Genomic DNA, 26,628 nt, shown 5'->3' with positions numbered 1-26,628 from the left:
GCCAAAAATATTAGCTTGTAACGAAACGAAGATGTGCACGAATACCTTTAAATAGGTATGAAGTGGCCACACATTATTCACTTAGTTGGCAGACTAACCAATTTTGCCGCTATATTAGTGAATTAGAGCGAGAACGAGTACAATACTTCCAACGCGTTTTTGTTAACGTTTCAAACAGGTTAAAAAAACTACATGCAACAAGCCGACAACTCGGATTATCAAATTAAGCGCTTTTTACAGTATCTTAAAGCGTATAAAGTGCCTTTCGTTTTTGCCATCATCGGTATGATTGGTTATTCCGCGGTAGATACCTTCGTATTTTCCCAGCTTCAGCCAATGATTGACGAATCACTGGGGAAAAACGACCATGACTATCTACGTCTAGCCGCATATGCGATTGTGCCGCTCTTTTTGTTACGGGGTGTTTTCAACTTTTTAGGTAGTTACACGCTAAGCTGGATTGGTGCTCAGGTGGTAATGCGCATGCGCCAGCAGTTGTTTGAAAAATATATTCATCTTCCAGTGGCATTTCACGATAATCATGCGGTTGGCGGGCTTATCAGTAAAGTCACCTACGACACAGAGCAAGTGGCTAATGCATCTGGTAAGGCGCTGCTAACATTGGTGAGGGAAGGCGCACTGGTCATCGGTTTGCTGTGTGTCATGTTCTATTACTCATGGCAGCTTTCTCTCATATTTCTTTTAATTGGCCCGATTGTGGCAGTGATTGTTTCTATCGTTAGTAAGCGTTTTCGCGTTGTAAGTAAAAACATTCAACAATCAATGGGCAACCTAACATCGTCGGTAGAGCAAGCGGTGAAAGGTCACAAAGTTGTGATCATGTTTGGCGGTCAAGAAATAGAGCAAAAGCGTTTCGAGCAGAAAAACAATCACAACCGTCAACAGTCAATGAAGTTGAATGTCACTTCTATTTTGAGTGTGTCTTCAATACAGGTAATAGCGTCAATTGCCCTTGCAGTCGTTCTGTTTATTGCCAGCACGCCTGGTATGCTTGAAAAGCTTACTGCAGGTGTATTTATCAATGTGGTCTTTTGCATGGTAATGCTGCTGAAGCCCCTTAAACAGCTCACTACCATTAATAACCAATTTCAAAAAGGTATGGCAGCCTGCGCGAGTATTTTTGAAATTCTTGATGAAGCAGACGAAGAAGATAAAGGGAAAACCAAAGTAGAGCGCGCAACAGGAAAAATTGAATTTGACGACGTTACGTTCTCTTATCCAGGAAAACAGACGCCCGCGTTATCGAATGTGAGCTTTATCGCAAACCCTGGGCAGTCGATTGCTTTGGTAGGGCGCTCGGGAAGTGGTAAATCGACCATCTCGTCGCTGCTTACACGCTTTTATGTACCGCAAGAAGGTGAAATTCGCTTGGATGACACGGCGCTCAACGATATTGATCTTAAAGATCTGCGGGCGCAGTTTGCCGTGGTATCGCAAAACGTTACGCTATTTAACGATACCATAGCTAACAATATTGCTTATGGTGCGCGCCAAAATGTATCTCGCAAAGACATCGAGAATGCGGCAAAAATGGCGCACGTTGAAGAGTTTTTATCAAACTTGCCTGAAGGGTTAGATACGATTATTGGTGAAAACGGCTTAATGCTTTCTGGTGGCCAACGTCAGCGTATTGCCATTGCAAGGGCAATACTTGCCGAAGCGCCCATACTTATTCTTGACGAAGCGACATCTGCCCTTGATACAGAGTCTGAGCGTTTGATCCAAGACGCATTAGAAACGCTGCAAAAACGATGCACCAGCATTGTTGTGGCGCACCGCTTGTCTACCATCGAAAACGCAGATTGCATTATGGTAGTGGAGCAGGGGCGCATTATTGAAAAAGGTAAACACAACGAATTGCTTGAAAAAGGTGGTCACTACGCGCAACTGCACGCGTTGCAATTTGGTGAGACTAAGTGAGTCAATCACAAAGTAAAACCAAGCATGATAAATGGTATTTCGGCCATCCTTTAGTGTGGCTGCTCTCACCATTTGCGCTACTGTTCTACTTTATTTCGGCAATTCGACGATTACTTTTTAAAATTGGACTCAAAAAGGCCTTTAAGGCTAATGCTCCCGTGATTGTCGTTGGCAACATATCAGTGGGCGGCAACGGAAAAACGCCGGTCGTATTAGCTTTAGCCGATTATTACCAGAAGCAGGGCATAAAGGTCGGTATTTTAAGTCGGGGCTATGGCGCTAAATCACCAGAATACCCGCGATTAGTGAAAGGCGAAGATGATGCGTCTGAAGTGGGTGACGAACCTCGTTTACTGGCCATTAGAAGCCAGTGCGACGTTGTTATCGATCCAGTCCGCGCACGAGGAGCCGCGTACTTAAGTGACGAATTACACTGTGATTTAATTATTTGTGATGACGGTCTTCAACATTACGCGCTTCATCGCGACGTTGAAATTGTAGTGATGGACGACAGAAAAGTAGGCAGTGGTTATTTGCTGCCTATGGGGCCCCTTCGCGAAGGACAATGGCGCCTTGGTACCGTTGATGCGCTAATACATAATAGCCGTTCGATGCCGACATTTAGCCATGCTGTAGCGCCTCAATATTTAATGACCTTAGTAGCAGGGGACTTCACCTCTGTTTCAAACAGAGTAAGTACCAGTCCCCTTGAAGAGATACAAAAAGTGCCGTGCAGCGCAATTGCTGGAATAGGTTCACCTCAGCGTTTTTTCTCTCAGCTTAAAGAAATGGGTATTCAGCTTTCTTCGGCTACACCGCTGGCGGATCACCATGCGATCACACGGTCAGACATACCCAATGGCAGAGTGTTAATGACAGAAAAAGACGCCGTTAAAGCTGCACCTTTTGCTCATAACGACTGCTGGTTTTTACCTGTTACCGCGCATTTAGCGCCAGACTTTTTTAATTTAGTAAATGTGAAACTTGCCAAGGCAGGTTTGAAGATCAACCAAGACGGACAGGAATAATAACAATGGCCTTTGATAAAAAGCTTTTAGAAGTTTTGGCTTGCCCAGTGTGTAAGGGAAAATTAGTTCTGAGTGATGATAGCACCCAGTTAGTGTGTCGATTTGATAGATTGGCTTTCGATATTAAAGATGGCATCCCTGTACTTATCGAAAGTAAAGCAACAGCATTGTCGTTAGACGATGTAGACGCAACACGGTAATAAAACGTTAAACTAAGTGGTAAATAAGGGCGAAATAAAGTTATGTCATTTACAGTTGTGATCCCTGCTCGATACGGCTCAAGTCGGTTTCCTGGCAAACCCTTAGCGCTTATTGACGGAAAGCCGATGATTCAACATGTGGTTGAACGTGCTAAAGAAGCTGGAGCCGATAACGTCATTGTTGCCACGGACGATGAACGTATTCAAAACGTCGTGCTTGGTTTTGCTCAAGTATGCATGACGTCTGTCAACCACCAATCTGGAACAGAGCGCATTGCCGAGGTTATCGAAAAAGAAGGCATGGCGAGTTCTACTATTGTCGTTAACGTACAGGGGGATGAGCCATTTATTCCCGCCGAAAACATCAGGCAGGTTGCAGATAATCTTGCCAATGCGCCTCAGTGTCAGATGGCTACGTTATCTACGCCTATTGAACGTGTTGAGGATGTGTTTAACCCCAATATCGTTAAGGTGTTGGTAAACGAAAAGGGTGAGTCTATCTATTTTTCACGTTCTCCTATTCCTTTTGAACGCGATCACATGATGGCAAACCCGCAATCTGCAAATACGTCGCTGTACAAACGCCATATAGGTATTTATGCCTATCGTGCTGAATACGTTAAGCAATATGTTGCCTATGCGCCTAGCTCTCTGGAGCAAATTGAATCCTTAGAACAGCTTCGAGCCATATGGTATGGCGATAAGATTCACTGTGAGGTGGCGATAGCGCCACCGCCTGTTGGAATTGATACCCCGGAAGATCTAGAACGTCTTTTAAAGACTATAAGTTAATAAGAAATGAGTGCTGAAATAGGGCTGATGCTTTTTAGTAAATTAGCAATAAGCCTTATCTAAACAGCCAGTTCTTGTAAAAGGTAAGTGAAACCTTTTAAACGCATACACATAGTAACAAGGGAACCGTTATGAACGTAGTTATTACCGGTGGCAACAGAGGCATAGGCCTTGCGCTCACCAAGCAATATAAAGCACGTGGTGCGAAAGTTTATGCTACCTGTCGAAACAGTTGCGACGAGCTAAACAGTGCAGGTGTGACAATCATCAAAGGTGTGGACGTATCCCAACCAGAAATGTTGGCTGAAAAGCTTGCACCTTTAATGGACGTTAACATCGATTTGCTCATTAATAATGCCGGAGTGCTCGGACGCGAGAGTATTGACGATTGGGATCCAAATACCATCGATTATCAATTTAGGGTTAATGCATTAGGTCCATTGTTAGTTACTCAAACACTATTACCCGCAATGGCAAAAGACGGTAAAATTGCCATGATTACCAGTCGAATGGGTTCAATGGCAGACAATGGTTCAGGCGGCTACTATGGCTACCGAATGTCCAAAGCCGCACTAAACGCGGCGGGAGTATCCATGGCGAATGATCTGAAGCCCAAGGGGATTGCAGTAGGTATTTTCCATCCTGGATTCGTTCAAACAGAAATGGTGAATGGAGCGGGAGATATTGATGCTGATACCTGTGCTGAGCGTTTGTCACAACGCATAGATGAGCTAAATGTATCTAACTCAGGTCGCTTCATCCATTCAAATGGTGACGAGTTGCCTTGGTAGGTTTAATGTTGGCTTACCACAAACTCAATCAATAATGCAATAACACCAAGAGAGCGCTTACGAAAAGCGCTCTTTTACTTTTAAACTACACCTGTCTTTAACTGTACGTGTCCTTAACTACACGTGTTCTTAACTACATGATTCCAATGCGCCATAGCTTTAGCGCGTTAAATCATACGTATCAATGATTTGCTTAATAGACCCGTCTTTTAAACGAGCGCTAAGGGCTTGGTTAAACTCTGGAAATAGTGATGCGCACTTAGATTTGGCGGAGATAGCAAAATGTACATTGTTTGAAGATATAGGTGACTGGCTTATTCGCATGCCGTCATTTTCTGGGTCGTTCAAGTGGCTTAGTGCTGCGCTTTGTGGTGAAACTGCGTAATCAGCACGATGTCGACGCATCATTTCATACATTTTGTCGTGGTCTTTAACTTCGATAATATTCAAGTTTGATTTAATGCTATCGAATTTTTCACCTAAGCTTATTCCTCGAGGCATCACACCAATATATTGCGCGAGTGCGTTAAGCGAAAGGTCGGTACCTCGCGTTTGAGAAAGTGAAGGAGAGAGCACAACGTAAACCTCTTCTGCTGCAAACGGTGCGGTGATAAGCCATTTTCGACTACGAGCTTCGTTCCAATAGTTTCCCGCCAAAATATCAAGCTCGCCCGCGTCGAGTTTGGATTCTATTCGTTTCCAGGGGAGCCCGGTTTCTATCTTTAGTGTGACACCTAAATCCCGTGCTAGCAGGGTTAAAACGTCAAATGCTATCCCCGTAGCTTTCAACCTTCTTTCAAACTCGTTAAATGCGTAGGGAAACCACTGTTGTGCTCCCGCGGTGTGTAAAGTCTTACACTCTGTACTGGCAAGTGCACGAGGGTTGAATACGAAAGTCAAAATGAGCACTATGCCAAATGACAAGATGTGGCGGGAAGAGTGTTTCAGTTTGGAGTAGGGTAACATTGCCATATTTTATTCACGTACCACAGAAGATGGCATTGATAGTTTTACTTGTTTAATTATGTATAGGGTCTGTTATACATAAAACCCTATCGACTGGCAATTAGCCGATAGGGTTACAAAAATAACGAATAGATGACTTTCGAGTTTAGACTGCAGTTAATCGAAAGTTACAGCGCGGGATCAGCGCCTTCGTCTTCTTCGTCTTGGTCTTCAGACAATACTGCCCATACGTCGTGTTCGTTAGCGTGAATAACTTCAGCCCATACACGATCGCCAGGTTTTACGTCATAAACACCGTTTAAATGAACCAGACCATCAACTTCCGGTGCGTCTGCATAGGTACGGCCGACGGCACCTTCAGCATCAACGCTGTCGATAACAACTTGATATTCGTTACCGATTCTCGCTTGAAGTCGCGCTGCGCTTATTTCGCCCTGTACTTCCATAAACCGTGCAAGGCGAGCTTGTTTCACTTCTTCTGGCACTGGGTCAGGGAGGTCATTTGCTCTTGCACCTTCAACAGGGGAATAGGCGAATGCACCAACACGATCAAGCTGCGCTTCGCGAAGGAAGTCCAATAACTCTTCAAACTCTTCTTCCGTTTCGCCCGGAAAGCCGACGATGAATGTCGAACGAATGACTAATGATGGGCACTGTTCGCGCCACTTTTTAACGCGCTCTAGTACGCGCTCAGCACTACCTGGGCGTTTCATTAATTTGAGAATACGTTTGTTGGCGTGTTGAAACGGAATATCCAAGTAAGGAAGAATCTTTCCTTCGTTCATCAGTGGAATTAGGTCATCAACATGTGGGTAAGGGTATACGTAATGTAATCGGACCCAAATGCCCATTTCGCCCAGCTTTTCACACAACTGTTGCATGTGTGCTTTAACCGGCATGCCGTTCCAAAAGCCCGTTCTGTGCTTAACATCAACACCATAGGCGCTAGTGTCTTGTGAAATAACCAATAGCTCTTTAACACCAGCGTCTTTCAAACGCTTAGCTTCATCGAGTACGTTACCCACTGGGCGGCTGACAAGGTCGCCACGCATAGAAGGAATGATACAGAAGGTACAACGGTGGTTACAGCCTTCTGAAATCTTTAAATAAGCATAATGGCGAGGCGTTAATTTTACGCCGTGATCAGGAATAAGATCTTCAAACGGATTGTGCTGGGGTTTTGGAAGATGATCGTGTACTTGCTCAACTACCGTTTCGTAGGCATGAGGCCCCGTGATAGCCAGTACATTTGGATGAAGCTCTCTAATTTCGTCTTCTTTAACACCTAAACACCCGGTAACGATAACTTTGCCGTTTTCTTTAAGTGCTTCGCCTATGGTGTCTAATGACTCTTCTACCGCCGCGTCAATGAATCCACAGGTGTTAACGATAACCAAGTCGGCATCGTTGTAGGTAGGGACTACGTCATAACCTTCGGTGCGAAGTTGAGTAAGAATACGCTCTGAATCAACTAAGTTCTTAGGGCAACCTAAGCTAACAAAACCAATTCTGCTGCCATTGCTTTGTTGCGAAGGTTTGTTGTCACTTAATACCTTCACTGGCGTTTCTAGCGTGGTGGTTTTATTTACTACTTTGTTTGGATTAAACGTTTCTACTGTCATCTAAAATATCACCTGGAAAATGACTGAGCTTAAAATGGCCGCGGATTATACAGGAAAACATGCTTGTACGCAGTATATATAATTAGCGACCAAGATATAAATTATTGACGTATTCTCACAGTACAGCCGTAAGTTAGGCACTAAATGTGAAAACAAGTTTAAACGGCCACGGGTTTCATTGTAAAAGCGGCACGAACAAGGTTTAAAAATACCTTACTCACCCCCACATTTAACACTTCTTGAAAGTAAACATTATCAGAGTTGAATGCGCTTTAGGGTTCAAATTAATAAAATAGAAGTGAATGCATGCTTAAATTACCGCTAACTTTTTATGATGAGTCAGGGCGAATTCTTCCTCCCCGTTGGCTTTACAGCGTGTTTATACTTCTATGCATTGACTGGCTCGCGTTCGTCTTTTCTCTGGCTTCCCGCACTCAAACTAGTGAGCTACTTACGTTCTTTTACCCACAAAAAGAAACGTTAGGGTTGGGGTTAGCGGCAAGTTTACCTGTGTTAATTGCGTTATCTTTGGTTAGCCAACGAGATCGCTTATGGAAAAAAGGCTTTTTAGCATGGCGCCGATGGGTTATTCCACTGGCTCAATTGGGGGTGTTGGCATTGTTGAGTGTTCAGCTTTACTACTCTATGCATCATCACTGGGGGTTTGAAACTATTACGGGTGTTAAAATCGTTTTTTACAGTATAGCCTTGTACGCAATTTCAAAAAGTCGTCATTTAAAGTGGATGGTAGAGGATTGGGAAACACCTAACCCCTGAACCTCATTCTCCAAAAACATCTTTATTGGAAATATATTTAATGCACTCAATTGAACATACGTTAAACTGAGTGCAAAATCTGTGAGAACGTTAGTGGCTGCGTAAGTGGTTCCCCAACGCCTGTTCATAGTAGGCAAATACGCTGATTTGACTGTCGTTAACCAGACGTTCATAGCAAATACCCGCTAAGGCATAGGTATTTTCACCAACCTGGAGAAAAACGGCAGGTGCTTTAGGATTTGACTGATCGTAAATCCATTCACCATCTAGCTGCGCTTTTAAAATTTCTCCAACGTAAGCGCCAAAGATATTACAGATGGTGAACACTGCTTCATCTTCTAACGCTAAATCGTGATATTTATCTACGAAACTAAGTAAAATATCGTCCACCAGTGCTACGCTAGCGGGTGAGTGGTCGAGTACAATATCGAACTCATCAGCTGCTGTTACCACAGCGTCCTTCGCGCAATCTGCCATTAATTTATTGAGTTCATCAGGTGACATGTTGTTCTCCTTCTCACCGATACTTTTGTTATAACAAGCTAACGCTTAAAAAGTCGTTAAGACAAGGTGTTATAAGTTTTTGACTATTGTGCGCAAGTTATCGGCCAAAGTCTATTTTTGTCCAGTTAATCTATTTATTACACTTGCAGCGGCAAACATACCAAAGGTGGCGGTTACCGTGACCACAGCACCAAAGCCGCCAGCACAGTCTAGTCGAGTACCACCTTCCATTGCAGATTTGTTGTAACAAACCGAGCCGTCAGGTTGTGGGTAGCGCAATTGCTCTGTTGAATAGATACATTCAACGCCAAAGCGGCGTTTTGGGTTTTTACTAAAATTATAGTTACGTCTAAGCTCACTGCGTAGCTTAGCTGCTAGGGGGTCTTGTGTTGTTTTAGCTAAATCGCCTTTAGTGACTTGAGTTGGGTCTATTTGACCGCCCGCACCGCCAACCGTAACAATGGGAATTTTATTGCGTTTACAGTGAGCTATCATCGCCGCTTTAGCGCGAATACTGTCAGTGGCATCGACTACAGCGTGCATTTCTTTGGTTAAAAGCGTGGCCGTATTTTCTGGAGTGACAAAATCCTCAATACAGTTCACTTTGCAAGCAGGATTTATCAAGTGAATTCTCGATGCAATAGCGTCGACCTTTGCTTCCCCTATGGTATTGGAAAGCGCGTGAATTTGGCGATTTGTATTAGTTACGCAAACATCGTCTAAATCAATAAGAGTTATAGTACCTATGCCCGAACGAGCTAGTGCTTCTGCAGTCCAACTTCCCACACCGCCAATGCCGACTACAGCCACATGACTGTTAGCTAAATTATTAGTTTGCTGTGCGCCATACAAACGCACAATACCGCCTAAACGTGGATCATCAGACATGTTTCACTTCACTTAAAAATAAACTAACTTAAAGGCGTGTGTTCACACAAAAACGTGCAAACACGCTAGCAGGGCGCGCATCATCTCAAAAGTGAACACTAAAGATCAATACACTCCAGTTTTTTCGAATAATAAATCCGATTTTAAGCGACATACGTTCTACCCAATACATGTTTAAATGAATTCATTGTTTAATGAAGTAATAAAAAGGGGCAGGCATATGGGCTTACTCGTTGATGGAAAATGGCAAGACAAGTGGTACGACACCAGCAAAAATGGTGGGAAATTTGAGCGCCAAGCATCTAAATTTCGTGACAAAGTTAGTAATGAAGATGGTTCCACGTTTCCCGCTGAATCTGGTCGCTATCATCTTTATGTCTCGTTAGCTTGTCCTTGGGCCCACAGAGCGCTCATATTTAGAAAGTTAAAGGGATTGGAAGCGCATATTGATGTTTCGGTGGTACACCCTGAGATGCTTGATCAAGGCTGGGAGTTTAAAGGTTACCCAGGATCAACGGGAGATAAGCTTTATAACTTTGATTATGCGCATCAAATTTATACTAAGGCAGAACCTGAGATAACCACCCGTGTCACTGTTCCAATCCTTTGGGACAAACGAACAGAAACTATCGTTAATAATGAATCAGCTGAAATTATCCGTATTTTTAACAGTGGGTTTAATTCACTGACTGATAATGAAGACGATTATTATCCTAACGCCCAACGTGAAGAAATTGATGCCATCAACAATATGGTGTATCACGACATAAATAATGGCGTGTACAAAGCTGGATTTGCTACAACGCAAGAGGCCTATGAAGAGGCAGTAACTGCATTGTTCTGCGCCCTAGATAGGGTTGAAGAAAGGTTGAGCAAACAACGTTATTTGGTTGGCAGCAAAATAACAGAAGCAGACTGGCGCTTATTTACCACGCTGATACGCTTCGACGCTGTGTATCACGGGCATTTTAAATGCAATAAAAAGCAAATCGCAGACTATCCAAACATCTACGGCTATATGAAAGAACTTTATCAAGTTCCGGGTGTTGCTGAAACGGTAAACTTCGACCATATCAAAAGGCACTATTACTACAGCCATACTATGATAAATCCAACCCAGGTAATCCCCGTTGGGCCAGAGCAAGATCTTATGTCGCCTCACGGTCGCGATAAAATGGGACGTTGAAGCACCCAAGGTCGGTAATACAAAAAGCTAAACGTGAAGCTCGTAAAAGATAGTGAAGGTTAAGATTTAAGGTAGATACACATTATGTCAGTGGAAGTGAGTGAACAAAAATCGATAGAGAAAGTGGTTACAGGTATGCCAACAAGTGATGGCGCGGGGGTGTCGCTTACTCGTATTATCGGACAACCTGATCTACCTCGCCTCGATCCCTTTTTAATGTTGGATTTTTTTGGTTCAGATAATCCAGGTGAATACATTGCTGGTTTTCCACCACATCCTCACCGTGGTTTTCAGACAGTTACTTATATGCTTGCAGGAAAAATGCTCCATAAAGACTCTGTAGGCAATGAGGGGGTTATTGATGCTGGTGGCATTCAATGGATGAATGCGGGCCGAGGCATAATACATGAAGAAATGCCGGAGCAGGAGGAGGGCTTGTTACAAGGCTTTCAGCTGTGGGTGAATCTTCCGGCCGTAGAGAAAATGTCAGCGCCGAACTATCAAGACATACAGCCAGATAGTGTGCCTACAGTACACATTCAAGATGCAGTAATCAAAGTGTTAGCAGGTGAAATTGACGGTGTGAAAGGGCCTGTGAAGACAACGGCGGTTGCTCCTACTTTTTTAGACGTTGCACTACGAAGCGGGAGTTCGGAAATTGCACTGGGTTCGGATGAAGCTGCCTTTATTTATGTGTACGAGGGAAACGTGGTCATTAATAGCGGCGAACTTAGCAAAGAAACAATTGTGTCGCAGGGAGAGCTGGGTGTTTTGTCACAAAGTGGCAAGCATCTATCTGTATCCGCTGATACAGGTTGTAAGTTTATAGTGGTCTCAGGTAAACCTATTAAAGAGCCTGTTGTCCAATATGGGCCTTTTGTAATGAACACTCAGCAGGAAATTGTTCAGGCATTTAACGATTACCAAAGCGGTTCATTAGCAAAGTAGATACAAGGTTTGCCTGATTTGATTCGACGATGGGTAATTATCTATGCGGACTGGTATTAGACTGGGCTAGGTTCAGCAAGGAGCAGCACTGCCAATGCATTTTGAAAGCGTCGCCGAAAAACACGTGCTATCACTTTTAGAATTTGAGCGTAGTAACAAAGCCTATTTTGAATTGTCTATAGCACCAAGAGAGGCAGCGTTTTATTCATTGGATGGCGTTGGCTACCACATTAGCGAATTGCTTTACTTACAACAGCAGAATAGAGCTTGGGGTTATGTGCTTGTTGATGAGCAACGAAATGACCAGATTGTAGCGCGTGCTAACATTAAAAATAGAGCAGGCGACAAGGCGGAAATCGGCTATCGAGTTGCAGAGAAGGATTGTGGAAAAGGCATTGCTTCTCACTGCGTCTCATTTTTAATTGAGGAGGCCAAAAGCATGGGCATAAATTTGCTCACTGCTGAAGTAATTGATAATAACGCCGCTTCTGAAAAAGTCCTTATCAAGAATGGTTTTAGTCCTAAGCTGTGCTTTCGCCGAAAGTATCGTCATCAAGGCGCTTTCCATAACAGTATCTACTTCGAACTCGCGCTTTAAACTCATCGATTGAAAACAGCGTGAGCAAAACGTTGCGCTGTTCAAATTGAATTAGTAATTCACTCCCTCTAATGATTTAATATCGGTATGTCTAATCTCTTTTACGACAATAACAAGGGGCGTATGCGCTTTTTTGTTGTAAAAGGCGATAATGTAATCATAAATAGTTAATACACAGGGAATTTCGATCCAAATGGCAACCCCAATTACCTGCTTTAAAGCGTACGATATTCGTGGCGAATTGAACTCACAACTGACTGAAGATGTAGCGTATCGAATTGGCTATGCGTTTGCGCAAGAATTAAATGCGAAAACTGTTGTTGTTGGTAGTGATGTGCGTCTTACATCAACACCATTAAAATTAGCGTTAAGCGCTGGTCTTATTGACGCTGGTGCAACAGTGACCGATATTGGCATGGCAGGAACAGAAGAAATTTACTTCGCGACCAAACACCTTGGCGTTGATGGCGGTATTGAAGTCACGGCAAGTCATAACCCCATTAATTATAACGGCATGAAACTGGTGAAGTCAGGCTCTGTTCCAATTAGTGGCGACACAGGCCTAAACGCGATAAAAGAGAAAGCGGAAGCACTAGAAGATAGCTTCGTGTCAGAGCGATTAGCACACTACACAAACGGTGCGACAATTGACGCCGATGCGTTTTTCAATGGTACGGCTCATGTAAAAGAAGATAAGCTTTATGAAACCGATAAATATGCGGTTAAATCGTGTATGTCTGACTATGTTTCTCACATGCTTTCTTATGTTAATTTGAGCAATTTTACGCCGTTAAAAGTGGTGGTTAATGCAGGTAATGGTGCCGCAGGCCCCGCGCTAGACGCTATTGAAAAAGAAATGAAAGTGCAGGGTGTTCCGATAGAGTTTGTTAAAGTACATCACAATGCTGATGGTACATTTCCAAACGGCATCCCCAATCCATTGTTACCTGAAAACCGTGCTGACACGGCTGACGCTGTTAAAGCGTCGGGAGCTGATTTTGGCATTGCATGGGATGGTGATTTCGACCGTTGCTTCTTGTTTGACGCTGATGGTGAATTTATTGAAGGGTATTACATCGTGGGTTTGCTTGCTGAAGCCTTTATCGAGAAAAACACTGACAGTAAAATCATTTATGACCCTCGCGTATACTGGAATACAGAAGATATCGTAGCGAATGCTGGTGGTACACCTATTAAGTCGAAGACCGGCCATGCGTTTATTAAGGAGCGTATGCGCAAAGAAGATGCGGTTTATGGCGGTGAAATGAGCGCGCACCATTACTTTAGAGATTTTGCCTACTGTGATTCAGGCATGATCCCTTGGTTGCTAATTGCAGAATTGGTGTGTGTGAAAAAGCAAACACTAGCGAGCATGGTAAAAGCGCGAATTGAAGCGTTTCCATCTTCTGGTGAAATTAACAGTAAACTAAAAGATGCTGACGCAGCGCTGGAACACGTTACAAGTAAGTATCAGCCACTAGCCAGCGTAATCGATACTACCGATGGTTTGGGTCTGGAGTTTGGCACATGGCGCTTTAATTTACGCAAATCGAATACTGAGCCAGTTATTCGTTTAAACGTCGAAAGTAAAGGCGACATTGCGTTGATGGAACAAAAAACCGAAGAGCTACTTTCGCTTATTCGCGCTGAATAACCACGGTACTTTTCGTTAATAACGCTAGGTCAACAGGCCCTAGATAAGTAAAAAACGAAGGCGATAATATAGTGATATTATCGCCTTTTTTGTTTTCGAGATTTAAACTTGTTAAATCTCTATTTATCAATAGCTTGAGCTGGTTATGCGTAACCTTGTGGCTTGAGTTAGACACTCGCTTAAGCACCGCAGGCTTTTGCCTCTATTACTTTTTTTGCAATTAACTAATGTCATGCCTTTAACGCTAAGCTGTTAGTAACAACGTTAGACGAGCAAGTAAATCATCCAGGCGTGACAGATAACAACGACACTTGTTAATCCCATCCGCAAACTTATGTAACTTACAATCTGCTCTTTAGGAAGACTAAGGATAAACTTGTCGTAAATAAGTACGGCGACGTAGCTTAGCGATAACACGCCAAACACCTTCACGTCGTGAGAGAACACTAAACACAACCACCCAATTATGGTCGGCAACATAGCGACTAGCATTTGCTTGTCGTAACGTTGATTACTTATTGCGTCCCACCAATGGATACCACCAAAGAAAGACAATAGCACGGCTGAGTATTGGACAAAGTAAACGGCGCTTTGCGTAAGCGATAACAGGTTAAGCTGATAAGCCAGTGGCATAGCCACAAAAGGAATGAGACCGGCAATACCTAGAAAAACCGCTGAATAGGGCATTGTTGTTCCTTGAAGTAATCTTGTATAAACAAAAATAGCGCCTTAAAGGCGCTATTTTTACTATTGAGCGTAATACTTAGTTCAGTATTTACTAATTTACTACTTAATTGGCGTGTACTTACGCTGGTTATGACCAGTGTAAAGCTGACGAGGACGACCAATTTTTTGTTTAGGGTCGCTCATCATTTCATGCCAGTGTGAAATCCAACCTACTGTACGAGACAGGGCAAAAATACACGTAAACATGTTAGTTGGAATACCAATCGCTTTAAGTACGATACCAGAATAGAAGTCTACGTTCGGGAACAGTTTCTTCTCTGCAAAGTACGGGTCACTCAATGCAATCTTTTCAAGCTCCATTGCTACTTCTAGTAGTGGATCTTTAACATTAAGTTCGCTTAGTACTTCGTGACAACTTTCACGCATTACCGTTGCACGTGGATCGTGGTTCTTATAAACACGGTGACCGAAGCCCATAAGACGGAATGGGTCATTCTTGTCTTTAGCGCGTGCAATAAACTCAGGAATACGATCAACTGTGCCAATTTCTTCTAGCATGTTCAGACATGCTTCGTTTGCACCACCATGAGCAGGACCCCAAAGTGACGCAACACCAGCAGAAATACATGCATATGGGTTCGCACCAGAAGAACCGGCAAGACGAACGGTAGACGTTGAAGCATTCTGTTCGTGGTCTGCGTGAAGCGTAAAGATACGGTCCATCGCGCGCTCAACAGCTGGGCTGATTTGATATTCTTCTGCTGGTACAGAGAACATCATGTTCAGGAAGTTAGCTGCATAGCTTAAGTCGTTTCGTGGATAAACAAACGGCTGACCTACATTGTACTTGTAGCACATAGCAACAAGAGTAGGCATTTTAGCAATTAGACGGTGCGCGCTGCGAATGCGCTGTTCTTCATTAGAAACGTCTAAATCGCTGTGGTAGAACGAAGACATCGCGCCAACGGTACCACATAGCATTGCCATAGGGTGGGCGTCGTTGCGGAAACCGTGGAAGAACATGTTAATTTGTTCATGTACCATGGTGTGACGAGTAATTGTCTCTTTAAATTCTTCGTACTGTTCCTTTGTTGGTGCATCACCGTGAAGAAGCATGTGACAAACTTCTAAGTAGTCTGCATCACGCGCTAGTTCTTCGATAGGGAAACCGCGGTGTAATAATACACCTTGAGCGCCATCAATGTAGGTAATTGAAGACTCGCAAGATCCTGTCGCCATAAAACCTGGGTCGTACGTGAAATAACCGTGCTGGCCTAACGTACGGACATCGATTACATCTTGTCCTTCGGTGCCAGACAAGATAGGAAGCTCGATTTCCTTACCGCCGGCTTTAAGAATGGCTTTCTGATCTGCCATAAAATGCTCTCCTCAGAATGGTTCTGTTTGCAGCGAAAACGGACGAAAATATCCGCTTCGTTGGGAAAAGTGGGCGTATTTGTACTTTATTATGCACCAACAAGTCAATTTAATTGCATATTTGCACAATAAATATTCCGAATTGCTTAAAAAAATACTAGCAATCAGATAACGATTAATTAACTCGTTGGGATTTCACTTTGCCCGATACGGTGCAATTATCAATGGCTTTTCGACAAAGGTAAACCACCGAACGATAAATATATTAACAGGTTAGTTTAAAAAGTAACCTTTTGATGAGGAATAAATACGCATACAGATTAAAAGTGCTTAATTTCTCGTTGTTATGCATAGTTATTCCATTTAGCTGCTGGTAAACTTCTTAACACTGTAATTGCGCTCGTTTAAACGTGTTGCGCTCAATTTTGATCTCTTTTTATTCAAAATAATTATCATAAAAGTGTATATAGCGACTAAAGTCTTACTACGGCACAAAAAATTGTAATTATATACTACGCTGGATATACTCAGCGGTGCTTTGGAAATGGAATAATTATTCTGTTACAGGCATTAAAGAATAATTCACAAATTGTTAACAACTCAATGGATGAGGCAATTAACAGGTTAAAAATCGAATTCACTTACTCAGGACATAATAAAGGTAAGAAATTCATTATCCCCTACGGATTAAACAGGCATACATTGTGAAAAAGCAAAGACCAGTAAATTTAGAACTCAATACTATTAAATTTCCGCCCTCTGCTATTTCGTCAATTCTCCACCGTGTAACCGGTGTTGCAATGTTCTTCGCGCTACTTTTTGTTATCTGGGCATGGGCAGTTTCTGTTCATTCGCCTGAAGGTTTCGCGGACGTACAAGCAATCATGGACGGTTTCTTTGGAAAATTTGTCGCAATTGGCACAGCTTCAGCGCTGACATATCACATTCTAGGCGGCCTAAGACACGTTGTTATGGATTTAGGTCACTGGGAAGAATTAGAGTCGGGTAACACAAGTGCAAAAGCAGTAATCGCACTTTGGGTTGTACTGACCGTAGTATTGGGAGTTGCATTATGGTAACCAACCAAGCAAGCATTAAGCGTGACGGCGTACAAGACTACGTTTCACTTCGCGCTACAGCAGCAATTATTTTCGCGTACTCGGTTTTCATGGCGTGGTTCTTTATTACCACCGATAACCTAACGTTTATCGAATGGCGAGGGTTGTTCTCTGGCCTGGCTATGAAAGTTTTCACATTGGCAGCACTAGTAGCAGTGATGATCCACGTGCGCATCGGCCTTTGGCAGGTGCTTACAGACTATGTTAAATCAGCAGGTCTGCGCGCAGGACTACAATATATCTTAAATATCATCGCGTTCGGCTATGTAGCTGTTGGCCTATTCGTATTGTGGGGAGTGTAAAATGAGTTTACCCGTTCACGAGTTTGATGCAGTAGTAATTGGTGCTGGCGGTGCAGGTATGCGCGCAGCACTACAGATTTCGCAGTCTGGTAAATCATGTGCACTGTTATCAAAAGTATTTCCAACCCGTTCTCATACTGTGTCTGCTCAAGGTGGTATTACTGTAGCACTTGGTAATTCACACGAAGACAATTGGGAATGGCACATGTATGACACCGTTAAGGGCTCTGATTATATCGGTGACCAAGACGCTATCGAATACATGTGTAAAACTGGTCCAGAAGCAATTATCGAAATGGAAAATATGGGTCTACCATTTTCTCGTTTCGAAAACGGTAAAATCTACCAGCGTCCTTTTGGCGGTCAGTCTAAGAACTTTGGTGGCGAGCAGGGCGCTCGTACAGCAGCTGCAGCTGACCGTACTGGTCACGCGCTTCTACACCTTCTTTACCAGCAAAACGTAAAGAACAAAACAAAAGTTTTCTCTGAGTGGTATGCACTAGACCTAGTTAAAAACCAAGACGGAGACGTTGTTGGTTGTACCGCGATTGATATCGAATCTGGTGAAGTAGTTTACTTCAAGTCTCGCGCTGTTGTACTTGCAACAGGTGGTGCGGGTCGTATCTACGCATCTACTACAAATGCACACATCAATACCGGTGACGGTGTTGGTATGGCGCTTCGTGCAGGCGTTGCAGTTCAAGATATGGAAATGTGGCAGTTCCACCCAACGGGTATCGCTGGCGCAGGAACATTGGTAACAGAAGGTTGTCGTGGTGAAGGTGGTTACCTTCTCAATAAAGACGGCGAACGTTTCATGGAACGTTATGCACCTAACGCGAAAGATCTTGCTGGTCGTGACGTTGTTGCGCGTTCAATGATGACTGAAATTCGTGAAGGTCGCGGTTGTGAAGGCCCATGGGGTACTCACATTAAGCTTAAGCTTGACCACCTTGGTAAAGACGTTCTTGAGTCTCGTCTACCTGGTATCCTTGAACTTTCACGTACGTTTGCGCACGTTGACCCAGTGAAAGAACCAATTCCAGTAATTCCTACTTGTCACTATATGATGGGTGGTATTCCTACAAATGTTGATGGCCAATGTCTAACGGTTGATGAAAACGGTAACGACAAGGTTGTTAACGGTCTATTTGCCTGTGGTGAGATTGCCTGTGTATCTGTACACGGTGCAAACCGTCTTGGCGGTAACTCACTTCTTGACCTTGTTGTATTCGGTCGCGCGACTGGTTTACACCTTGGTAAGACATTGTCTGAAATGGCACCAACACGCGACGCATCAGAGTCTGATCTAGAAGCCTCTATGACGCGTTTCAACCGTTGGGAAAATTCAGAGAAAGGTAAGGGCGAAGACCCAGTACAAATTAAGAAAGACTTGCAGAAATGCATGCAGCTTAACTTCTCAGTATTCCGTGAAGGTGAAGCAATGGCGGAAGGTCTTAAAGAGCTTAGCGAAATTCGCGAGCGTCTTAAGCATGCACGCCTTGACGACAAGAGCGCAGACTTCAATACCCAGCGTATTGAATGTTTAGAGCTTGATAACCTAATGGAAACCGCGTACAGCACAGCAGTAGCAGCGAACTTCAGAACGGAAAGCCGTGGTGCTCACAGCCGCTTCGATTTCCCGGACCGTGATGACGATAACTGGTTATGCCACAGCATCTACGATCCGAACACTGATAAAATGCTCAAACGTGAAGTGAATATGGCGCCTAAGCTTAGGGAAGCATTCCCGCCTAAAGTGCGTTCATATTAAGAGAGGCAACGATCATGCAATTAACTTTTTCGATTTATCGTTACAACCCAGAAGTAGATGCGAAGCCTCGCATGCAAGACTACACTCTAGAAGTAGAGGAAGGTCAGGACATGATGGTGCTAGACGCGCTACTTGCACTTAAAGAGCAAGATCCGACGCTTTCTTTCCGTCGCTCTTGCCGTGAAGGTGTGTGTGGTTCAGACGGTGTGAACATGAACGGCAAAAATGGCCTTGCGTGTATCACTCCTTTATCTGCACTGGGCAAAGGTAAAATAGTAGTACGTCCACTTCCAGGTCTACCTGTTGTACGTGACCTTGTTGTTGATATGACGCAGTTCTACACACAGTACGAAAAGATTAAGCCGTTCTTAATCAACGACAGTAAGCAGCCGCCAGCGCGCGAACACTTACAGTCACCTGAAGAGCGTGCGAAACTTGACGGTCTTTACGAGTGTATTCTATGTGCATGTTGTTCAACGTCATGCCCATCTTTCTGGTGGAACCCTGATAAGTTCATCGGTCCTGCTGGTCTACTTCACGCGTATCGTTTCCTTATCGATAGCCGTGATACGGCAACTGAAGAGCGTCTTAACGACCTTGATGATGCGTTCAGCGTATTCCGCTGTCACGGTATCATGAACTGTGTAAGTGTATGTCCTAAGGGCTTAAACCCTACAAAAGCGATAGGCCAAATTAAGTCTATGCTTTTACAACGGGCTGTTTAGTACTATATTCTGATAACTTCCTAAAGTTACAGATAGTGATGCTCTAAATAGCCATCCCAAAAGGATGGCTATTTTTTTATATATTCGCTGTTATAACACTTGGTTATGCTGAGAATAACCTTATAATACATCTTGATTGTTAACTAGATTTTATAAAACGTAGCAAGGCAAATTAAATGCAAGAAAGCGTGATGAAAGCGTGGTGGGATTCCTCGCACATGGCAGGTGCCAACGCTGCCTATGTTGAAGAGTTGTATGAAACTTATTTAGAAGACCCGCAAAGTGTCTCTGAAAATTGGCGACAAATCTTCGATAACCTCCCCAAAGTCGATGGCGTAGAGTTAGAAACCAATCATACAACAATTAAAAATCAATTTAGGCAACTTGCTGCGTTAGGGCCAACCGCCCGCATGTCTAGTCCGTCTGTGCCTTCTGCAAATGTTTCAGACGACAGGCAAGTTAAAGTTCTTCAGTTAATCAATGCGTTCCGCTTCCGCGGTCATCAGCACGCAAACCTTGATCCGCTAGGTCTATGGAAACAAGAGCGTGTACGCGATTTAGAACTTTCTCACCACAGCCTTTCTGAGCAAGATTTCGATTCAGTATTCAATGTAGGTTCGTATGCCATTGGCAAAGATTCAATGCCATTGGGTGAACTGTTTAAATCGTTAAACCGCACATACTGTGGCTCTATCGGTGCAGAGTACATGCATATTACCGATACTGAACAGAAACGCTGGTTGCAACAAAAAATTGAATCTGTTCAAGCAAAACCTGAAATTTCTCGCGACGAAAAGCTAGGAATTCTTAAAGGTCTTACTGCGGCTGACGGAATGGAAAAGTACTTGGGTTCTAAATTCCCAGGGGCAAAGCGTTTCTCTCTAGAAGGCGGCGATGCACTTATTCCTATGCTGAAAGGTTTAATCACCAAGGCTGGCACTGCAGGTACCAAAGAAGTGGTTATCGGCATGGCTCACCGTGGTCGTTTGAACGTGCTAGTTAACGTATTGGGTAAAAACCCATCGGTGCTGTTTGATGAATTTTCAGGTAAGCACGACGACTCACTAGGCGCAGGTGACGTGAAATACCACGCAGGTTTCTCGTCTGACTTCGCGACTCCAGGCGGCAATGTTCACTTAGCACTAGCGTTTAACCCGTCTCACCTTGAGATTGTAAACCCTGTAGTTATGGGGTCTGTACGTGCACGTCTTGCGCGTCGCAATGATGACACGAATACAGTACTGCCTATCACTATTCACGGTGACTCGGCAATTGCTGGTCAGGGTGTAGTACAAGAAACCTTCAACATGTCGCAAACTCGCGGCTTTGCTGTAGGTGGTACGGTTCGTATTGTGGTAAATAACCAAGTTGGTTTCACCACATCGAAGACTGAAGATACCCGTTCAACGCAATATTGTACTGACATCGCGAAGATGGTACAGGCACCGATTTTCCATGTGAACTCAGACGATCCAGAAGCGGTTGCCTTTGTTACGCAGCTTGCGCTTGAATACCGCAATAAGTTTAAGAAAGACGTTGTAATTGATTTAGTTTGTTACCGTCGTCATGGTCACAACGAAGCGGATGAGCCAAACGCCACGCAGCCGTTGATGTACCAAAAAATTAAGAAGCACCCGGTTCCACGTGTTCTTTATGCTGACCAGTTAATAGCTGAAGGTGTGATTGAACAACGTGACGCAGACCGCTATCTTGAAGAATATCGTGAAGCGCTCGACCACGGCGCGTGCGTTGTTGAAGAGTGGCGTCCAATGACAGAGCACAGCGTTGACTGGTCTCCATATCTTGGTCACGACTGGGATACGCCTTACGATGGTTCGCTTTCAGTTGAGAAGCTCAAAGAGCTAGGTGAGTCAATCACTACTATTCCTGAAGAGCACAAGCTTCAGTCTCGCGTAAACAAGCTTTACCAAGACCGTAAAGCGATGGTTGCTGGCGAGAAAATGCTTGATTGGGGCATGGCTGAAAACTTGGCCTATGCAACTATCGTTGATGCCGGCGAAGATATTCGTATTACCGGTCAGGATTCAGGCCGTGGTACTTTCTTCCACCGTCACGCGGTATTGCACAATCAAAAAGATGCGTCGACATATATGCCACTACAGCATATTCGTGAAGGACAGGGCGAGATCGAAATTTACGACTCTGTGCTTTCAGAAGAAGCGGTTATGGCATTTGAGTATGGTTATGCGACAGCGGAGCCTACGTGTCTGACTATTTGGGAAGCCCAGTTTGGTGACTTCGCTAACGGCGCTCAGGTTGTATTTGATCAGTTCTTGAGCTCAGGTGAAGCGAAGTGGGGTCGTTTGTGTGGCCTAACCGTTTTACTTCCACATGGTTATGAAGGCCAAGGCCCAGAGCATAGTTCTGCGCGTCTTGAACGATTCTTGCAAATGTGTGCTGACCACAACTGGCAAGTGTGTGTACCTTCAACACCCGCTCAGGTTTACAACATGCTTAGACGCCAAGTGGTTCGTCCAATGCGTAAACCACTTATCGTGATGTCACCTAAGTCACTATTACGTCATCCAATGGCTGTATCTTCGTTAGAGGAACTTGCAGAAGGCAAATTCCATAACGTAATTGGCGAAATTGATGATATCGATCCGAAGAATGTGAAGCGTGTTGTTATGTGTTCAGGCAAGGTTTACTACGATTTGTTAGACCAGCGCCGTAAAAATGAGCAAACAGACGTCGCAATCATCCGTTTAGAGCAACTTTATCCATTCCCACAAGAAGAATGCGCTAAAGTTGTGGCACAATACAGCCACGTAAAAGATTGGGTTTGGTGTCAAGAAGAGCCTCAAAACCAAGGCGCTTGGTACTGTAGCCAACACCATTTCTGGCAAGCAATTCCAGATGGTGCAAAATTAACATATGCAGGCCGTGATGCATCCTCGTCACCTGCAGTAGGTTATGTATCCGTTCACAACCAGCAACAGAAAGCCCTGGTTGAAAACGCACTCACAATTAAATAAGGAACAGTAATGACAATTGAGATAAAAGTTCCGGTTCTACCTGAGTCAGTTGCCGATGCCACCATTGCAACCTGGCACGTAAAGGCCGGTGACGCAGTTAAACGAGACCAGAACCTGGTTGATATTGAAACTGATAAAGTGGTTTTAGAAGTTGTGGCGCCAGCGGACGGTACAATTGGTGAGATCCTAAACGAAGAGGGTGCAACTGTTTTAGGCGAGCAAGTTATTGCTAAACTAGAAAAGGGTGGTGCTGCTGCACCAGCTGAAGCTAAAACAGAAAGCAAAGCGAAAGACGATTCTAAATCAGATGCGGCTCCAGCGGCTTCTGGAAAAACATCTGATGTTAAAGTACCAGTACTTCCTGAATCTGTAGCTGACGCGACAATCGCAACGTGGCACGTAGCTGTAGGTGAAGCAGTTTCTCGCGACCAAAACTTGGTTGATATCGAAACTGATAAAGTAGTACTAGAAGTTGTTGCTCCTGCAGACGGTTCTCTTGCTGAAATTATCGCAGAAGAGGGCGCCACCGTAACAGCTGAAGAAGTGATTGCTAAATTTGTAGAAGGTGCAGCAAGCGGCGCTTCTGCTCCAGCAGCGTCAAGCGAAAGCGATGACAGTGACGAGAGCAGTGATGTGCTTAGTCCTTCTGTTCGTCGTTTACTTGCAGAAAAAGGTGTTGACGCAGCTAAAGTGAAAGGCACTGGCAAAAATGGCCGTATCACTAAAGAAGACGTAGAGAAATACCTTAAAGGCGGCGACAGCTCAGCGAAGGCAGCGCCTGCTGCGTCTGAATCTGTTTCAGCTGACCTACCAACGGGTAATCGTACCGAGAAACGTGTTCCAATGACGCGTCTTCGCAAGACAATTGCTAACCGTCTTCTTGAAGCGAAGAACTCTACGGCAATGCTAACAACGTTTAACGAAGTAAACATGAAGCCAATCATGGACCTTCGTAAGCAGTATCAAGACAGCTTCGAGAAGCGTCACGGTATTCGCCTTGGTTTCATGTCTTTCTACGTGAAAGCGGTAACCGAAGCCCTTAAGCGTTTCCCTGAAGTTAACGCGTCTATCGACGGTGATGACATTGTTTATCACAACTACTTCGATGTATCGATTGCTGTTTCTACACCACGTGGCCTTGTAACACCAGTACTTAAAGATACTGACACACTAGGCATGGCAGGCGTTGAAAAAGGAATTAAGGAACTAGCACTTAAAGGCCGTGACGGTAAGCTGTCATTGGCTGAACTACAAGGTGGTAATTTCACAATCACCAACGGTGGTGTGTTTGGTTCACTAATGTCTACACCAATCATTAACCCGCCACAGAGCGCTATTTTGGGTATGCATAAAATCCAAGATCGTCCAATGGCTGTTAATGGCAAAGTAGAAATTCTACCAATGATGTACCTAGCGCTTTCTTATGACCACCGTATTATCGATGGTAAAGAATCAGTAGGTTTCTTGGTAACCGTTAAAGAGATGCTAGAAGATCCAACACGTCTACTTCTAGACGTATAAGACTTTCGTCTCACGGAATTGTGGTTAGGCGTTTAGCTTGTGTATGCTTGCTTTGCGCCTAACGCAACGCTGATATTTGCCCTATAATATCAGTCAAACTAATCAAGTCGCATTTGCGGCTTTTGTCTTACTAAAAATCGGATAGAAACACCATGAATTTGCATGAATACCAAGGTAAGCAGCTATTCAAAGAATACGGTTTGCCTGTTTCTGAAGGATACGCAGCAGACACTGCTCAAGGTGCTGTAGAAGCCGCTGACCGAATTGGCGGAAACGAGTGGGTAGTTAAGTGTCAGGTACACGCGGGCGGTCGCGGTAAAGCTGGCGGTGTAAAGCTAGTTAAAAACAAAGACGACATTCGCGCTTTCGCTGAAAACTGGCTTGGCAAAAATTTGGTGACTTTCCAGACTGACGAAAACGGTCAGCCTGTGAGCAAAATCCTAGTTGAATCTTGCACAGATATCGCTAACGAACTTTACCTTGGTGCAGTAGTTGACCGTACAACCCGTCGCGTTGTATTCATGGCATCTACTGAAGGTGGCGTTGAGATTGAAACTGTTGCAGAAGAAACTCCAGAGAAAATCCTTAAAGCTGAAATCGACCCAATTGTAGGTCCTCAGCCTTATCAAGCGCGCGAAATGGCGTTTGCTCTAGGTCTTTCTGGCGTACAAATCAAGCAATTCACTCAAATCTTCCTTGGCCTAGCTAAGATGTTTGAAGAGCTTGACGTTGCGCTTATCGAAATCAACCCGCTAGTTATCAAAACTGACGGTAACCTACACTGCCTAGACGCGAAAGTAGGTATCGATGGTAACGCGCTATATCGTCAGCCTAAGCTGAAAGATATGCAAGATCCTTCACAAGAAGATGCGCGTGAAGCTCATGCTGCTCAGTGGGAACTAAACTATGTTGCGCTAGACGGTAATGTAGGTTGTATGGTTAACGGTGCAGGCCTAGCAATGGGTACTATGGACATCGTAAACCTACACGGTGGCAAGCCAGCTAACTTCCTAGACGTTGGTGGCGGCGCAACTAAAGAGCGTGTAGCTGAAGCATTCAAAATCATCCTTTCTGATGACAATGTTAAAGCGGTATTGGTTAACATCTTCGGTGGTATCGTTCGCTGTGACATGATTGCAGAAGGTATCATTGGTGCGGTTAAAGAAGTTGGCGTAGAAGTACCTGTAGTTGTACGTCTTGAAGGTACCAATGCAGAGCTTGGCCGTGAAGTTCTAGCGAACTCTGGTCTAGATATCATTGCTGCTGAATCGCTAACTGATGCAGCGCAGAAAGTTGTTGCTGCAGCGGAGGGCAAATAATGTCTGTATTAATTAATAAAGATACTAAAGTAATTTGTCAGGGTTTCACTGGCGGTCAGGGTACTTTCCACTCTGAGCAAGCAATTGCTTACGGTACGCAAATGGTTGGTGGTGTAACACCAGGTAAAGGCGGTACTGAGCACCTAGGTCTTCCAGTATTCAATACTGTACGTGAAGCGGTAGAAGCAACTGGCGCAACTGCAACAGTTATCTATGTACCAGCACCTTTCTGTAAAGATTCAATTGTTGAAGCTGCAGATGCGGGTATCGAGCTAATCGTATGTATCACTGAAGGTATCCCAACGCTAGATATGCTTTACGTTAAAGAATACGTAGAAGCGAAAGGCGTTCGCATGATCGGTCCAAACTGCCCAGGTGTAATCACTCCTGGAGAGTGTAAAATTGGTATCATGCCTGGTCACATCCACAAGCCTGGTAAAGTAGGTATTGTTTCTCGCTCTGGTACACTTACGTACGAAGCGGTTAAGCAAACCACTGACGAAGGTTTTGGCCAGTCTACTTGTGTTGGTATCGGTGGCGACCCAATTCCTGGTTCAAACTTCATCGACATCCTTCAGATGTTCCAAGACGATCCACAAACTGAAGCTATCGTAATGATCGGTGAGATCGGTGGTACAGCTGAAGAAGAAGCAGCAGCGTTCATTAAAGCTAATGTAACCAAGCCTGTTGTTTCTTACATTGCTGGTGTTACTGCTCCTCCAGGTAAGCGTATGGGTCACGCTGGTGCAATCATCGCAGGCGGTAAAGGTACTGCTGATGAGAAATTCAAAGCACTAGAAGACGCTGGCGTTAAAACTGTACGTTCACTTGCTGAAATCGGCAAGGCGCTTCGCGAGACTACAGGTTGGTAAGCTAACGCTTAACAATTTTGTGATAAAAGCCCGCTTTAAGCG

The 26,628-nt window shown here is 44.2% G+C and carries 24 protein-coding genes; 18 read left to right on the top strand and 6 right to left on the bottom strand.

All coding sequences use genetic code 11. From position 1 onward, the window contains the following. Window positions 1–192: 192 nt before the first annotated feature. The 5 genes from msbA (at window position 193) to ACFI6J_RS16540 (ending at window position 4,752) form a co-directional block, all read left to right on the top strand. Window positions 193–1,941 carry a lipid A export permease/ATP-binding protein MsbA gene (gene msbA / locus ACFI6J_RS16560; protein ID WP_287133332.1) on the top strand — a complete coding sequence of 583 codons (1,749 nt, stop codon included), beginning with the start codon at window positions 193–195 and terminating at the stop codon, window positions 1,939–1,941. Next, window positions 1,938–2,969 (top strand): tetraacyldisaccharide 4'-kinase, encoded by a 1,032-nt coding sequence (gene lpxK / locus ACFI6J_RS16555; protein WP_462586275.1) that lies wholly within the window; start codon window positions 1,938–1,940, stop codon window positions 2,967–2,969. Before msbA ends, lpxK begins: the two co-directional genes overlap by 4 nt. 5 nt (window positions 2,970–2,974) lie before the next feature. After that, window positions 2,975–3,169, top strand: a complete 195-nt coding sequence (locus ACFI6J_RS16550) for a Trm112 family protein (RefSeq protein WP_014949430.1) — start codon at window positions 2,975–2,977, stop codon at window positions 3,167–3,169. 42 nt (window positions 3,170–3,211) lie between these two features. After that, window positions 3,212–3,961, top strand: coding sequence for a 3-deoxy-manno-octulosonate cytidylyltransferase (gene kdsB, locus ACFI6J_RS16545; RefSeq protein WP_423088252.1), 750 nt, complete (start codon window positions 3,212–3,214; stop codon window positions 3,959–3,961). 131 nt (window positions 3,962–4,092) lie between these two features. Beyond that, window positions 4,093–4,752, top strand: a complete 660-nt coding sequence (locus ACFI6J_RS16540; RefSeq protein WP_348670762.1) for an SDR family oxidoreductase — start codon at window positions 4,093–4,095, stop codon at window positions 4,750–4,752. A 159-nt stretch (window positions 4,753–4,911) separates the two neighbouring features. Here the strand turns inward: ACFI6J_RS16540 and ACFI6J_RS16535 are convergent, their stop codons facing one another. Both ACFI6J_RS16535 and rimO read right to left on the bottom strand, forming a co-directional pair. Next, on the bottom strand, window positions 4,912–5,724 hold the full coding sequence (locus ACFI6J_RS16535; protein ID WP_348670763.1) for a transporter substrate-binding domain-containing protein: 813 nt from the start codon (window positions 5,722–5,724) through the stop codon (window positions 4,912–4,914). A 161-nt stretch (window positions 5,725–5,885) separates the two neighbouring features. Continuing rightward, window positions 5,886–7,340, bottom strand: coding sequence for a 30S ribosomal protein S12 methylthiotransferase RimO (gene rimO, locus ACFI6J_RS16530; protein WP_014949434.1), 1,455 nt, complete (start codon window positions 7,338–7,340; stop codon window positions 5,886–5,888). 306 nt (window positions 7,341–7,646) lie between these two features. Here rimO and ACFI6J_RS16525 point away from each other — a divergent pair, with 306 nt between their 5' ends. Continuing rightward, a complete protein-coding gene (locus ACFI6J_RS16525; RefSeq protein WP_014949435.1) occupies window positions 7,647–8,117 on the top strand; it encodes a DUF2919 family protein in 471 nt (156 codons plus the stop codon). Between the two features lie 90 nt (window positions 8,118–8,207). Here ACFI6J_RS16525 and ACFI6J_RS16520 read toward each other — a convergent pair whose 3' ends face one another. Both ACFI6J_RS16520 and tcdA read right to left on the bottom strand, forming a co-directional pair. Then, window positions 8,208–8,621, bottom strand: coding sequence for a hypothetical protein (locus tag ACFI6J_RS16520; protein WP_014949436.1), 414 nt, complete (start codon window positions 8,619–8,621; stop codon window positions 8,208–8,210). A 111-nt stretch (window positions 8,622–8,732) separates the two neighbouring features. Further along, window positions 8,733–9,509 carry a tRNA cyclic N6-threonylcarbamoyladenosine(37) synthase TcdA gene (tcdA, locus tag ACFI6J_RS16515; protein ID WP_014949437.1) on the bottom strand — a complete coding sequence of 259 codons (777 nt, stop codon included), beginning with the start codon at window positions 9,507–9,509 and terminating at the stop codon, window positions 8,733–8,735. A 220-nt stretch (window positions 9,510–9,729) separates the two neighbouring features. Between tcdA and ACFI6J_RS16510 the strand changes: the two genes are divergently transcribed. The 4 genes from ACFI6J_RS16510 to ACFI6J_RS16495 all read left to right on the top strand — a co-directional run bounded on the left by ACFI6J_RS16510 (window position 9,730) and on the right by ACFI6J_RS16495 (window position 13,895). Then, window positions 9,730–10,695: a glutathione S-transferase family protein gene (locus ACFI6J_RS16510; protein ID WP_462586274.1), complete on the top strand. Its 966-nt coding sequence runs from the start codon at window positions 9,730–9,732 to the stop codon at window positions 10,693–10,695. An 84-nt stretch (window positions 10,696–10,779) separates the two neighbouring features. After that, entirely contained in the window at window positions 10,780–11,643 is an 864-nt protein-coding gene (locus ACFI6J_RS16505; RefSeq protein WP_462586273.1) for a pirin family protein, read from the top strand. 94 nt (window positions 11,644–11,737) lie between these two features. Further along, the gene (locus tag ACFI6J_RS16500; RefSeq protein ID WP_462586272.1) at window positions 11,738–12,241 is read left to right on the top strand and encodes a GNAT family N-acetyltransferase; all 504 of its coding nucleotides are present in this window, start codon (window positions 11,738–11,740) and stop codon (window positions 12,239–12,241) included. 193 nt (window positions 12,242–12,434) lie between these two features. Further along, complete coding sequence (locus ACFI6J_RS16495) at window positions 12,435–13,895, top strand: phosphohexomutase domain-containing protein (protein ID WP_462586271.1); 1,461 nt, start codon at window positions 12,435–12,437, stop codon at window positions 13,893–13,895. Between the two features lie 264 nt (window positions 13,896–14,159). On the opposite strand, the gene ACFI6J_RS16490 is transcribed toward ACFI6J_RS16495, so the two are convergent. Continuing rightward, window positions 14,160–14,582: a DUF3429 domain-containing protein gene (locus tag ACFI6J_RS16490; protein WP_014949443.1), complete on the bottom strand. Its 423-nt coding sequence runs from the start codon at window positions 14,580–14,582 to the stop codon at window positions 14,160–14,162. Window positions 14,583–14,681: 99 nt separating this feature from the next. Beyond that, window positions 14,682–15,959 carry a citrate synthase gene (locus ACFI6J_RS16485; protein WP_014949444.1) on the bottom strand — a complete coding sequence of 426 codons (1,278 nt, stop codon included), beginning with the start codon at window positions 15,957–15,959 and terminating at the stop codon, window positions 14,682–14,684. A gap of 704 nt (window positions 15,960–16,663) precedes the next feature. On the opposite strand from ACFI6J_RS16485, the gene sdhC reads away from it, so the two are divergent. The 8 genes from sdhC (at window position 16,664) to sucD (ending at window position 26,586) form a co-directional block, all read left to right on the top strand. Then, a complete protein-coding gene (gene sdhC / locus ACFI6J_RS16480; RefSeq protein WP_014949445.1) occupies window positions 16,664–17,038 on the top strand; it encodes a succinate dehydrogenase, cytochrome b556 subunit in 375 nt (124 codons plus the stop codon). After that, on the top strand, window positions 17,032–17,379 hold the full coding sequence (sdhD, locus tag ACFI6J_RS16475; protein WP_014949446.1) for a succinate dehydrogenase, hydrophobic membrane anchor protein: 348 nt from the start codon (window positions 17,032–17,034) through the stop codon (window positions 17,377–17,379). Before sdhC ends, sdhD begins: the two co-directional genes overlap by 7 nt. Before the next feature lies 1 nt (window position 17,380). Further along, a complete protein-coding gene (gene sdhA / locus ACFI6J_RS16470; RefSeq protein WP_014949447.1) occupies window positions 17,381–19,153 on the top strand; it encodes a succinate dehydrogenase flavoprotein subunit in 1,773 nt (590 codons plus the stop codon). A gap of 14 nt (window positions 19,154–19,167) precedes the next feature. Then, complete coding sequence (locus tag ACFI6J_RS16465; protein WP_012518362.1) at window positions 19,168–19,878, top strand: succinate dehydrogenase iron-sulfur subunit; 711 nt, start codon at window positions 19,168–19,170, stop codon at window positions 19,876–19,878. A 176-nt stretch (window positions 19,879–20,054) separates the two neighbouring features. Continuing rightward, a complete protein-coding gene (sucA, locus tag ACFI6J_RS16460; RefSeq protein WP_014949448.1) occupies window positions 20,055–22,874 on the top strand; it encodes a 2-oxoglutarate dehydrogenase E1 component in 2,820 nt (939 codons plus the stop codon). 9 nt (window positions 22,875–22,883) lie between these two features. After that, window positions 22,884–24,395 (top strand): 2-oxoglutarate dehydrogenase complex dihydrolipoyllysine-residue succinyltransferase, encoded by a 1,512-nt coding sequence (odhB, locus tag ACFI6J_RS16455; RefSeq protein ID WP_239219958.1) that lies wholly within the window; start codon window positions 22,884–22,886, stop codon window positions 24,393–24,395. A 152-nt stretch (window positions 24,396–24,547) separates the two neighbouring features. Next, window positions 24,548–25,714, top strand: coding sequence for an ADP-forming succinate--CoA ligase subunit beta (gene sucC, locus ACFI6J_RS16450; RefSeq protein WP_014949450.1), 1,167 nt, complete (start codon window positions 24,548–24,550; stop codon window positions 25,712–25,714). Beyond that, entirely contained in the window at window positions 25,714–26,586 is an 873-nt protein-coding gene (gene sucD, locus ACFI6J_RS16445) for a succinate--CoA ligase subunit alpha (protein WP_012518366.1), read from the top strand. Before sucC ends, sucD begins: the two co-directional genes overlap by 1 nt. The last annotated feature ends 42 nt before the right edge of the window (window positions 26,587–26,628 follow it).

This window comes from Alteromonas sp. G4i13 (genome assembly GCF_054960505.1).
This window is presented reverse-complemented; position numbering and strand designations above follow the sequence as displayed.

What these genes read in the sequence shown, in the direction of transcription:
- msbA (WP_287133332.1), top strand. Translation starts at nt 193, where the DNA reads ATGCAACAAGCCGACAACTCGGATTATCAAATTAAGCGCTTTTTACAG.
- ACFI6J_RS16550 (WP_014949430.1), top strand. Translation starts at nt 2,975, where the DNA reads ATGGCCTTTGATAAAAAGCTTTTAGAAGTTTTGGCTTGCCCAGTGTGT.
- kdsB (WP_423088252.1), top strand. Translation starts at nt 3,212, where the DNA reads ATGTCATTTACAGTTGTGATCCCTGCTCGATACGGCTCAAGTCGGTTT.
- ACFI6J_RS16540 (WP_348670762.1), top strand. Translation starts at nt 4,093, where the DNA reads ATGAACGTAGTTATTACCGGTGGCAACAGAGGCATAGGCCTTGCGCTC.
- ACFI6J_RS16535 (WP_348670763.1), bottom strand. Translation starts at nt 5,724, where the DNA reads ATGGCAATGTTACCCTACTCCAAACTGAAACACTCTTCCCGCCACATC.
- rimO (WP_014949434.1), bottom strand. Translation starts at nt 7,340, where the DNA reads ATGACAGTAGAAACGTTTAATCCAAACAAAGTAGTAAATAAAACCACC.
- ACFI6J_RS16525 (WP_014949435.1), top strand. Translation starts at nt 7,647, where the DNA reads ATGCTTAAATTACCGCTAACTTTTTATGATGAGTCAGGGCGAATTCTT.
- ACFI6J_RS16520 (WP_014949436.1), bottom strand. Translation starts at nt 8,621, where the DNA reads ATGTCACCTGATGAACTCAATAAATTAATGGCAGATTGCGCGAAGGAC.
- tcdA (WP_014949437.1), bottom strand. Translation starts at nt 9,509, where the DNA reads ATGTCTGATGATCCACGTTTAGGCGGTATTGTGCGTTTGTATGGCGCA.
- ACFI6J_RS16510 (WP_462586274.1), top strand. Translation starts at nt 9,730, where the DNA reads ATGGGCTTACTCGTTGATGGAAAATGGCAAGACAAGTGGTACGACACC.
- ACFI6J_RS16505 (WP_462586273.1), top strand. Translation starts at nt 10,780, where the DNA reads ATGTCAGTGGAAGTGAGTGAACAAAAATCGATAGAGAAAGTGGTTACA.
- ACFI6J_RS16500 (WP_462586272.1), top strand. Translation starts at nt 11,738, where the DNA reads ATGCATTTTGAAAGCGTCGCCGAAAAACACGTGCTATCACTTTTAGAA.
- ACFI6J_RS16495 (WP_462586271.1), top strand. Translation starts at nt 12,435, where the DNA reads ATGGCAACCCCAATTACCTGCTTTAAAGCGTACGATATTCGTGGCGAA.
- ACFI6J_RS16490 (WP_014949443.1), bottom strand. Translation starts at nt 14,582, where the DNA reads ATGCCCTATTCAGCGGTTTTTCTAGGTATTGCCGGTCTCATTCCTTTT.
- ACFI6J_RS16485 (WP_014949444.1), bottom strand. Translation starts at nt 15,959, where the DNA reads ATGGCAGATCAGAAAGCCATTCTTAAAGCCGGCGGTAAGGAAATCGAG.
- sdhD (WP_014949446.1), top strand. Translation starts at nt 17,032, where the DNA reads ATGGTAACCAACCAAGCAAGCATTAAGCGTGACGGCGTACAAGACTAC.
- sdhA (WP_014949447.1), top strand. Translation starts at nt 17,381, where the DNA reads ATGAGTTTACCCGTTCACGAGTTTGATGCAGTAGTAATTGGTGCTGGC.
- ACFI6J_RS16465 (WP_012518362.1), top strand. Translation starts at nt 19,168, where the DNA reads ATGCAATTAACTTTTTCGATTTATCGTTACAACCCAGAAGTAGATGCG.
- sucA (WP_014949448.1), top strand. Translation starts at nt 20,055, where the DNA reads ATGCAAGAAAGCGTGATGAAAGCGTGGTGGGATTCCTCGCACATGGCA.
- odhB (WP_239219958.1), top strand. Translation starts at nt 22,884, where the DNA reads ATGACAATTGAGATAAAAGTTCCGGTTCTACCTGAGTCAGTTGCCGAT.
- sucC (WP_014949450.1), top strand. Translation starts at nt 24,548, where the DNA reads ATGAATTTGCATGAATACCAAGGTAAGCAGCTATTCAAAGAATACGGT.
- sucD (WP_012518366.1), top strand. Translation starts at nt 25,714, where the DNA reads ATGTCTGTATTAATTAATAAAGATACTAAAGTAATTTGTCAGGGTTTC.